Source organism: Longimicrobium sp. (assembly GCF_036387355.1).
In the GTDB taxonomy this organism is placed as follows: domain Bacteria; phylum Gemmatimonadota; class Gemmatimonadetes; order Longimicrobiales; family Longimicrobiaceae; genus Longimicrobium.
Genome location: NZ_DASVTX010000029.1, coordinates 1 through 9,223, shown reverse-complemented (window position 1 = coordinate 9,223; position 9,223 = coordinate 1). Strand labels below are relative to the sequence as shown.

Sequence of the window (9,223 nt, the reverse complement as noted above, 5' to 3'; positions counted from 1 at the left end):
ACAGAATCACCCGCGACGCCATGAACATCGTCCAGGAACTGCGCCGCGTGGCGCTGTTGGCCGATCTCCCCGAGGAGTGCCTGGCGCGCTTCGCGGAGGCCGGATGCGTGGTCCACCGCCCCGTGGGCCAGGTGCACCGCGCGGACGGCCAGCCCGTGGATTGCGTGTTCGTGATCCTGGAAGGCGAAATCCGCATCACCCAGCGCATCGGCGACGGCGAGCGGGTGATTGCCACCTACGGCGCGGACACGCTGTTCGGCGAGATTCCGGTGATGATGGGGAGCACCACGTTCTGGGCCACCAGCCGCGCCACCGCTCCCACGCGGGTGCTGGAGGTGCCCGCCCCGGCGTTCTGGGAGCTGCTGGCCACCTGCCCGGAGGCGGGGATCGGCATTATGCGCGAGATGGCCAACCGGCTGGGCGCGCTGGAGGCCGTGTCGCAGAGCCACCAGCGCCTGCTGTCCATGGGGACGCTGGCCGCGGGGCTGGCGCACGAGCTCAACAACCCGGCCAGCGCCGCCCGCCGCGCCACCGCGGAGATGGAGGCGTCCATGGACGAGTTGGCCGAGCACTCCGCGCGGCTGGGCTCGCTGCTGCGCGACGACCAGTGCGAGCTGCTGGACGGGTTCCGCGGGAACGCGGGCGCGGTGCCGGCGGGCGCGCTGGAGCGGATGGCGGCCGAGGACGCCTGCGCGGAGTGGCTGGCGGAGGCGCGGATCCCCGGCGACCACCTGGCCGCCGGGCTGGCGGACTGCGGCATTACCCCCGCGGACCTGGACCGGCTGCGCGACGCGCTCCCCGCGGAGGCGCTGCCGCACGCGGTGGCCTGGCTGGAGGTGCGGCTGCGGGCGGCGTCGCTTGCCCGCACCGCGGCGGACGCGGCGGCGCGCGTGGCGGCCGTGGTGGACGCGGTCAAGGGGTTCGCGCGCCTGGGCGAGGCGGCGCTCACGGAGTTGGACGTGAACCAGGCGCTGCGCAGCACGCTCACCGTGCTGGCGCCGCGCCTGTCCGGCGTGGCGGTGGAGCAGCGGCTGGACCCCGCGCTCCCCGCCGTGCGGGGCTACGCCAGCGAGCTCAACCAGGTGTGGAGCGCGCTGCTGGAGAACGCGTCCGACGCGCTGGAAGGCCGCCGCGGCCGCGTGCTCGTGCGCACCGCGCGCGAGGGCGACCAAGCGCGGGTGGAGGTGGAAGACGACGGCCCCGGCATTCCCGCGGAGGTGCAGCCGCGCGTGTTCGACGCCTTCTACACCACAAAGGAGGTGGGGCGCGGCCCCGGGCTGGGGCTCTCCACCGCCTTTCGCGTGGTGGCGGAGCACGGCGGCACGCTGCAGTTCCGCAGCCGCCCCGGGTGCACCGTGTTCGAGGTACGGATTCCCTTTGATCCCCCGTTTGCCGAGCGATAGCCGGATGCTTCACGACCCGCAGGAAGAGCGGCTCTTTCCCCGCTTCAGCGAAGCCGAAATCGCGCTGCTGGCGAACTATGGCGAGCGCGTGCGCTTCGCCCCCGGCGAAACGCTGTTCCGCCAGGGAGATACGGACTACGACTTCTTTGTCCTGCTGTCCGGCGAAACGCGCGTCACCAAGATGGCGGCCGGTGATGAACTGCTGCTGACGGTGCATCATGCCGGCGAGTTCAGCGGCGAGCTTTCCATCCTCAGCGGCTCCCCCGCCATCGCCACCGCGACGACGACGGGCGAGGTGGAGGCGATCCGCATTCCGCGCGACCGGCTGCGGCAGCTGGTGGTGAGCTGCCAGCCGGTGGCGGAGGTCATTCTCCCCGCCCTGGTGGGGAGGCGGCAGGAGGTGGACAGCCAGATGCAGCAGCAGGAAAAGCTCGCCGCCCTCGGGCGGATGGCGGCCGGGCTGGCGCACGAGCTGAACAACCCCGCCGCCGCCGTGCGCCGCGCCGCCGCCCAGCTGGACGACACGGTGGCGCAGGCGCAGGTGGCCTCGCTGCGGCTGCACGCCCACCCGCTGGAGCCGGAGCAGCTGGCGCTTCTGGAATCGCTGCACGGCGAGTCGCGCGCCTTCTGTGTGGCCGCGCTCCCCATGACGCCGCTGCAGCGCAGCGCGCACGAGGACGAGGTGAGCGACTGGCTGGACGACCACGGGATCGCGGAGGGGTGGAACCTGGCCGAGGTGCTGGTGGCGGGCGGCGTTACCCCCCGGCGGCTGGACCAGGTGGCGGAGACGATGGGCGAGGCGCGGCTGGAAGACACGGTGCGCTGGCTGGCCTCCACGCAGGCGTCGGCCACGCTGCTGCGCGAGGTGGTGCAGAGCGCCGACCGCATCTCGTTCCTGGTGCACTCCATCAAGCAGTACTCGCACATGGACCAGGCCCCCGAGCTCAAGGAGGTGGACCTGCACACGGGGCTGGAAAGCACGCTCACCCTGCTGCAGCACAAGCTCAAGCACGGGGTGGAGGTGGAGCGGCAGTACGACGACGCCCTTCCGCGGGTCTGCGTGTACCCGGGCGAGCTGAACCAGGTGTGGACCAACCTGATCGACAACGCGGTGGATGCCATGCAGGGCAAGGGGCACCTGCGCATCCGCACCTGGGTGGACGGCGACCAGGCGCAGGTGGAGATCGCGGATGACGGGCCGGGCATTCCGCCGGACATCCAGCGCAAGATCTGGGAGCCGTTCTTTACCACCAAGGGGGTGGGCGAGGGCTCCGGGCTGGGGCTGGACATCGCGCGCAAGGTGATTCAGCGCCGCCACGGGGGGGCCATCCGTGTGGACTCGCGCCCGGGGGAGACGCGCTTTCTGATCTCCCTGCCGCTCGCCGGCCCGCCCAAGCAGGCGGCCGCCCCGGCCGCGCAGAGTACGTCGGAGGTGGATGAAGAGGCGGGGAGCACCCCCGGAACGTGAAGCGCGTCTCACCCAGAGACACGGAGGCACAGAGACCGCGCGGTTCTCTGTGCCTTCCTTTTTCATCCGAACGGCGACTGCGTGCTTCTCGCCCGCGGCTTACTCGGCCAGCCGGGAATAGCCGCGGGCGTGGTAGATCAGCGGCGCGGATGGCGTCCCGAGTTCAACCCGCGTCACCGCGCCCACGACGATCTCGTGGTCGCCGCCGGGGTGCACCGCCTCCAGCGTGCAGACCATGGATGCGAGTGCGCCGCGCGGCACGGGGGCTTCCCCGCCCTCCAGCAGCGAGGCATCCAGCGCAATGCCGCTCGCCACGCGCGACGCCACGCCGCGCTGCTCCTCGCCCAGCACGCTGATGGCGAAACTCCCCGTCTCGCGGATGCTGGGAAGGATGCCCGCGTGCCTGTTCAGGCAGACCAGCACCAGCGGCGGGTCCAGCGAAACCGGGGTGAACGCGCTGGCCACCATCGCCTGCACGCCGTCGCCGTCATCCACCGCCACCACGGTGACGCCGGACGCCCACCGCGCGAACGCCTCGCGCAGCAGGTCTTTGATTGCCTCCGCCTCGCTCGCGGGCTCGGGCGCGCGGCTCTGTACCCGCGCCACGATGGGATTTCTGCTCACGCGCACCGCCTTGTACGATCAGGCATCGTCGACCGGCATCCGGTTCGGGGATCGAGGGCAGGCGCGTCCTGTCGCTTCAAGATCCTCGCCGCGGTACGGGCGCCCCCGGCCGTGAAGGACCGCGGCGGCCGCGCGGAGGAAGACGCTCCCGTTTGGCGCCACGTACGGCGTGATCATACCCCGTTGATGCCGCGCGCCGTTGATGCTACTTTCCGTGTGCTGAACACGCCGCCGAACCGTGCGGCGCGTTCCGCGCATCGGGCCGTTAGCTCAGCGGTTAGAGCAGTGGACTCATAATCCATCGGTCGTGGGTTCGAACCCCACACGGCCCATCGCCCGTGACGGGGAGCATGCGGCTCCCACGAAGGAACAGGAGCCCCCCGGACCATGCGCCCGGGGGGCTCCTGTGATCGGGACCGGCTTGGTGGCCGGGAGGGGCGCCGTTATGATTCAGAGACTCCCAATCCGAGGATTTCATACGTGATCATCCCGTCCCATTCCGCCGCGCGCTTCGGCCGCGGCTTGATCGTCTGCGGCGCCGCGCTCGCCGGCCTTGCCGCCTGCGAGGGGAACGCGAACGGCGTTCCCACTCCGGCCCAGTCCTCCATCGCCGATCTCTCGCTCTCGCCGGACAGCATCTTTCTAGTCGCCGGCCAGCCGCGCCAGTTCGAGATTTCGGCGGTCGGCGCCAACGGGCTGCCCCTGTCCAACTTCAAGGCGACATGGTCCAGCAGCAACCGCAGCGTGGCCACCGTGGATGCCGCCGGCGTGGTGCGGCGCGCGGGCCCTGGACGCGCCATCATTACCGCGACCGCGGGCGGCCAGACGGCGGAAGGCATCGTCGGCGCGCAGTAGTCCCGCCCCGGACCGGCGAAGGCCCCGCGAGCGCACCTGCCCGCGGGGCTTTCGTTTATCCACCGGACACTGGATGGGGACGGGTCAGCCCTCGCCGGTGCAGTTCACGCTGACGGGTGTGGCGTTGCGGCAGGCGATGCTTTCCGACATGCCGTGCGCGTTGCCGCCGCACGCGCTTTCCTGCGCCGCCTTCATGGCGTCCGCCTCCGTCTCGCCCGCGCCCTTGCGGCACACCTTGCGGTCCCCGAACCGCAGGCACACCTCGCACGAGTTCGGCGAACGGGGAATGCTGCTGTGGATCATGAACCCCACGAAGCCGAGCATGAGCAGCGTGGTGATCCACTTTGCGCGTGCGCTCATTTCCTACCTCGTCCCAAAGAGGCGGTCGCCGGCGTCGCCCAGCCCGGGAAGGATGTAGCCCTGCGCGTTCAGCTCGCGGTCCAGCGCCGCCGTCCACACCCGCACGTCGGGATGGTCCTCCAGCATGCGCTGCACACCCTCCGGAGCCGCCACCAGGCAGACGAGCTGCACCCGCGTGGCCCCGCTGCGCTTGAGCGACGACACCGCGGCGGACGCCGAGCCGCCCGTGGCCAGCATGGGGTCCAGCACGATGAAGTCGCGCGCTTCCGGAGCGCTGGGGATCTTGAAGTAGTAGTCCACCGGCTGCAGCGTCTCGTGGTCGCGAAACAGGCCGATGTGCCCCACCCGCGCGGACGGGATCAGCCGCGCCACGCCGTCCACCATCCCCAGCCCGGCGCGCAGAATGGGGACGAGCGTGAGCTTCTTGCCGGCGAGCATGTGCGCGGTGGTGCGCTCCAGCGGCGTGTCGATCTCCACCGCCTCCAGCGCCAGGTCGCGCGTGATCTCGTAGGTGATCAGCATCGCGATCTCGTCCACCAGCTCCTTGAACTGCTTGGTGGGGGTTTGCGCATCGCGCAGAACGGCCAGCTTGTGGCGGATCAGCGGATGCCCCACGACGGTGAGGTTGGGATACGTGGCCACGGGGATTCTCCGGATGGGGATGAACGGCGCGCCAAGCTACGCCCCGCCTCGCCCGCCGGTCAACCCGCGTGCGCTCCCCCGCGGCCAACGACGAAGCGCCGGAGCGGGGCTCCGGCGCTTCGTGTCCATCAGGATCCGGGAACGCGCGCCGTCAGACGCCGCGGTCCTCGTCGCCGGGCTGCCGCTGGTGCGGCTTCACCGGCACGTCCGCCTGCTCCAGGCGCAGCTCCACCCCGGGCTTCATGCCCTCGCCCACGCGGGACTGCGAGTTCATGGCCTGCGGCTGCTCCGGCACCGGGATGGCGTGCTTGCCGTACGGGCTCTGGTTGTCCAGCTCGTCCTCGCTGAAGTTGGTGCGGTTGGCCTCCTGCACCTCATCGCGCTCGGCGTTGCGCGGACGGTTGTGGTAGCCCTCGTCCGCAAACTGCGCGCGGTCGGCCTTTTCAATCTCCACCTCGCGCATGTGCTGCGAGTCGTCGCTCCGGTCCGGGTCCGTCTCGCGGCCCTGCCGGCGCCCGCCCATTCCCGAGTGGCCGCCGCTCCATTCCGATCCGCTCATTTCCCCATCCTCGTAAAAGGCGTATCCCGCGCTCTCCCGTCCATGAAGCCGGCTGCGCTCCTCGCCGATCTCCATGCGGTTGATCACCGTCTCCACGCCGCGGACGCTCTGGGCCACCGCCACGGCGCGCCGCGCATCCTCGCGCGTCCACACCTCGCCGGAAAGCTCCACGATCCCGTGGCTGATGGCGCCCACGTCGATCCCGCGCGCGGAGAGCACTTCATCGTCCAGAAACGCGTCCAGCACCTCGTCTTCCAGCTCCATGAGCGCGCTGTCCTCTTCCGGGTCGCGGCGCAGCCGGCCGGGGCTGCCCAACGCGGGCTGCGGGGCCTCGTCGCCGCCCTCGTCCCACGGCGCGGGGCGGGCGCGGTCGCGAAGGCGCTGCCCCACTTCGGCAACCATCTCCGCCCCCGCCCCGCGGGCCAGGAAGCCCGCGATCACCAGCCCGCCCAGCGCGCCGAGCGCGTAGACGAGGCCGCGCGAGCTGCTCGGCTCTTCCAGCTCTACCACGTACTCACGATTGGGGCGCTTGGATTTCTGCTCTGCCATGGTCCTGAACGCGTTTCGGGACAAACGATTGGAGCCGCACGGGAAAGCAATTCGCGTTCCCATGCGGCTCCGGTGCTCCCCCGTCCCCTGAATCGGTCCCGGTCAGGGAGTGGCGGGTGGCGGGTTCTGCTGTTCGCGCTCGCGGCGGCGGCGCTCGTCTTCGCGTTCGCGGGTGGCGCGGCCGCGCTCGCGCAGGTTGCGGTCGCGGTCAATGTCGTCGGACTGACGGTCGATGGCCGCGCGCTGCGTGCGCTCCGTGCGGGCCGCCTCCTCGATCTCGCGCGACGGGCGGCCGACACCGACGCGCGGCGTGGGAACGTGAACCCCGTTGACGACGATGCCCCGGTCGTCCATCCCCCACTTCTTGCCCTCGCGCCCAAAGGTCCAGTTGGGCGGGCGGTTGCGCGCGGCGGCGTCGGCCATGCTGTCGTTCATGGCGTGGATGGCGGACTCGAAGTGCCGCTGGTAGCGCTCTTCGCGGCTCATGGGGCGTTCGGGGATGGCTTCCGGCCGCACCACCAGCCGCCGGTCGCCGTACTCGATGCTGCGCGGATTGCGCCCCGTTCCCGCCCCCGCACCCTGCCCCGTTCCTCCCGCCGTTCCCGCCGGGGCGCCGGGCTGCGCTCCCTGCCCGCGCCCGCCGGCGGCTCCGCCCGCCGGTCTCGCCGCTCCCGCCGCGCCGGGCCGCACCACGCCGCCCGGGATTCCCGTGGGCGTGGTCCGCGGATAGGCGATGGCTGCCCGGGTGCCGTCCAGCACGGAATCCATGGCGCCCGCGCTGATCTCGGGCGCGGGGATGCCGCTGGGGATGCCCGCCTCGCCCCCGGACGCCACCGCTCCCCACTCGCTCACGTCCATGTACTGCACCGTCTCCCCCGCGCGCCCATCGCTCGCGGCCACGGCGGGCGGCTGGCGCTCCGGGAGGGAGAACACCACGATGCCCAGTAGCGCGTGCAGCACGACGGAGATGGCGACCGCGCGGCTGCTGACCAGCGCGGGGCGCGGCGGGCGCGGCCGGCTGAGCGGGGCACGCACGCGCGGCGCCGCCGCGGCCGGCTGGGGCTGCGAGGGCGCCGCATCCAGCGGCGTGTCGGCGACAGCGGGGGAAGTCATTGCAGGGTGTAACCCCCGCGTGCGGCCGCTGTTCCGGGGAACGGCAGGGAATAGGGAATAGGGAATAGGGAATAGGGAATAGGGAATAGGAACAGACCGGCTTCCCCGCCCTGCGGTTCTCCTCCGTGTGTCTGTGTGAGCGGTGATCTGTTTCTGTTCCCCCGTGACCTCCGTGAACCTCAGCGACCTCCGTGAGAGACGCGGTTGCCGTTAACGGAGCAGGCACAACGCGCGACGCCCTCCGCGGAGAACCGGGGAGGGCGTCGGGGTTCCAGTGGACAGGACGATCAGGCCGGGGCGGTTTCCAGCATGTGCGCCATGCGCGCCGCCGCCTGCCGAAGGCGGTCTTCCGAGCAGGTGAGCGCGATGCGCACGAAGCCCTCGCCGCCCTCGCCCAGCGACTTGCCCGGCAGCAGCGCCACGCCCTGCTCCAGCAGCAGCCGCCGCGCCCACGGCTCGCTCTGCACGCCTTCCGGCAGGGGCACCCACAGGTACATGGACGCCTGCGGGCGCGGCACGTCAAAGCCCGCTTCGCGCAGCGCGTCCACGGCCGCGTCGCGGCGGCGGCGGAAGGTTTCCACATTCCCCGGCACCCAGTCCGCGTGCGACCGCAGCGCGGCCACGCCGGCGTGCTGAATGGTGAACGGCAGCCCCGTGTCGCTGAACGTCTTGACCCGCGTGAGCGCGCCGATCAGCTCCGGGTTGCCCACCGCCCACCCGGCGCGCCAGCCCGTCATGTTGTACGTCTTGCTCAGCGAGTGGAACTCGATGGCCACCTCGCCGGCGCCCGGGATCTCCAGGATGCTCGGCGGCACGTACCCGTCGAACGCGATCTCGGAATACGCGTTGTCGTACGCCAGGATCACGTCGTGGCGGCGGCACCACTCCACCACCTGCACCAGGTACTCCCGCGGCGCGGCGGCGGCCGTGGGGTTGTTGGGATAGTTGAGGTACAGGATGCGCGCGCGGCTCACCACGTCCGCCGGGATCTCGTCCAGCGGCACCAGAAAGTCGTTCTCCGGCCGCAGGGGGACGATGTACGGCGTTCCGCCCGCCAGCACGGTGCCGCCCAGGTACGCCTGGTAGCCCGGGTCGGGAATGATGGTGACGTCGCCCTCTTCCAGGAAGGCGAACGGGAGGTGGAAGATGCCTTCCTTGCTGCCGATCAGGGGCAGCACCTCTTTGAACGGGTCCACCCGCACGCCGAAGCGGTGCTCCATCCACCGGGCGATCTCTTCGCGGAACTCCACCAGCCCCAGCTGAAAGGCGTAGCGCGAGTTCATGGGGTCCTGCGCGGCCGCGCGAAGCGCCTCCACCGCGGCCGGCGGGGGCGCCAGGTCGGCGTCGCCGGTCCCCAGGTCGATCACGTCCACCCCCGCCGCGCGCAGTTCGCGCTTGATGGCGGGAACGTCCGTGAGCGGGTACGGCGGAAGGCTCTGAAAGCGGCGGGCGAGCTTGGGCATCGGTTCGGGCGGTCCCGGTCAGGCGTGAGTGGGGGCGGACGCTTCGTCCTGCGGGCGCTCCAGCAGCATGCGCGCGGCCAGGATCACCCCGCCGACGGTGATGGCGATGTCGGCGAAGTTGAAGATGAAGGGAAAGACGTGCACGTAGATGTAGTCCGTCACGCCGCCGTGGTACAGCCGGTCGCCC

The 9,223-nt window shown here is 71.3% G+C and carries 10 protein-coding genes and 1 tRNA gene; 4 read left to right on the top strand and 7 right to left on the bottom strand.

What is annotated here, in order from left to right:
- On the top strand, window positions 1-1,403 hold a 1,403-nt coding region (locus VF665_RS01440), incomplete at its 5' end, for an ATP-binding protein (protein ID WP_331051616.1).
- 4 nt (window positions 1,404-1,407) lie between these two features.
- Window positions 1,408-2,871, top strand: a complete 1,464-nt coding sequence (locus VF665_RS01435) for a sensor histidine kinase (protein ID WP_331051615.1) — start codon at window positions 1,408-1,410, stop codon at window positions 2,869-2,871.
- A gap of 99 nt (window positions 2,872-2,970) precedes the next feature.
- Here the strand turns inward: VF665_RS01435 and VF665_RS01430 are convergent, their stop codons facing one another.
- Complete coding sequence (locus tag VF665_RS01430) at window positions 2,971-3,495, bottom strand: flavin reductase family protein (protein ID WP_331051614.1); 525 nt, start codon at window positions 3,493-3,495, stop codon at window positions 2,971-2,973.
- A gap of 259 nt (window positions 3,496-3,754) precedes the next feature.
- On the opposite strand from VF665_RS01430, the gene VF665_RS01425 reads away from it, so the two are divergent.
- A tRNA-Ile gene (locus VF665_RS01425) sits at window positions 3,755-3,827 on the top strand.
- Between the two features lie 148 nt (window positions 3,828-3,975).
- Window positions 3,976-4,350: an Ig-like domain-containing protein gene (locus VF665_RS01420; RefSeq protein ID WP_331051613.1), complete on the top strand. Its 375-nt coding sequence runs from the start codon at window positions 3,976-3,978 to the stop codon at window positions 4,348-4,350.
- An 84-nt stretch (window positions 4,351-4,434) separates the two neighbouring features.
- Here VF665_RS01420 and VF665_RS01415 read toward each other — a convergent pair whose 3' ends face one another.
- The 6 genes from VF665_RS01415 to VF665_RS25980 form a co-directional block, all read right to left on the bottom strand.
- A complete protein-coding gene (locus VF665_RS01415; protein WP_331051612.1) occupies window positions 4,435-4,710 on the bottom strand; it encodes a hypothetical protein in 276 nt (91 codons plus the stop codon).
- A 3-nt stretch (window positions 4,711-4,713) separates the two neighbouring features.
- Window positions 4,714-5,352, bottom strand: coding sequence for a uracil phosphoribosyltransferase (gene upp / locus VF665_RS01410; RefSeq protein ID WP_331051611.1), 639 nt, complete (start codon window positions 5,350-5,352; stop codon window positions 4,714-4,716).
- A gap of 151 nt (window positions 5,353-5,503) precedes the next feature.
- On the bottom strand, window positions 5,504-6,460 hold the full coding sequence (locus tag VF665_RS01405) for a BON domain-containing protein (protein WP_331051610.1): 957 nt from the start codon (window positions 6,458-6,460) through the stop codon (window positions 5,504-5,506).
- Between the two features lie 102 nt (window positions 6,461-6,562).
- Window positions 6,563-7,573: a hypothetical protein gene (locus VF665_RS01400; protein WP_331051609.1), complete on the bottom strand. Its 1,011-nt coding sequence runs from the start codon at window positions 7,571-7,573 to the stop codon at window positions 6,563-6,565.
- Window positions 7,574-7,860: 287 nt separating this feature from the next.
- On the bottom strand, window positions 7,861-9,036 hold the full coding sequence (locus tag VF665_RS01395) for an aminotransferase class I/II-fold pyridoxal phosphate-dependent enzyme (protein WP_331051608.1): 1,176 nt from the start codon (window positions 9,034-9,036) through the stop codon (window positions 7,861-7,863).
- 18 nt (window positions 9,037-9,054) lie between these two features.
- A complete protein-coding gene (locus tag VF665_RS25980) occupies window positions 9,055-9,213 on the bottom strand; it encodes a signal peptidase II (protein WP_414677946.1) in 159 nt (52 codons plus the stop codon).
- Window positions 9,214-9,223 lie beyond the last annotated feature (10 nt).

Bases quoted from the DNA above. Each gene is read 5' to 3' on its own strand.
- VF665_RS01415 (WP_331051612.1), bottom strand. From the start codon at position 4,710: ATGAGCGCACGCGCAAAGTGGATCACCACGCTGCTCATGCTCGGCTTC.
- VF665_RS01405 (WP_331051610.1), bottom strand. From the start codon at position 6,460: ATGGCAGAGCAGAAATCCAAGCGCCCCAATCGTGAGTACGTGGTAGAG.
- VF665_RS01435 (WP_331051615.1), top strand. From the start codon at position 1,408: ATGCTTCACGACCCGCAGGAAGAGCGGCTCTTTCCCCGCTTCAGCGAA.
- VF665_RS01400 (WP_331051609.1), bottom strand. From the start codon at position 7,573: ATGACTTCCCCCGCTGTCGCCGACACGCCGCTGGATGCGGCGCCCTCG.
- VF665_RS01395 (WP_331051608.1), bottom strand. From the start codon at position 9,036: ATGCCCAAGCTCGCCCGCCGCTTTCAGAGCCTTCCGCCGTACCCGCTC.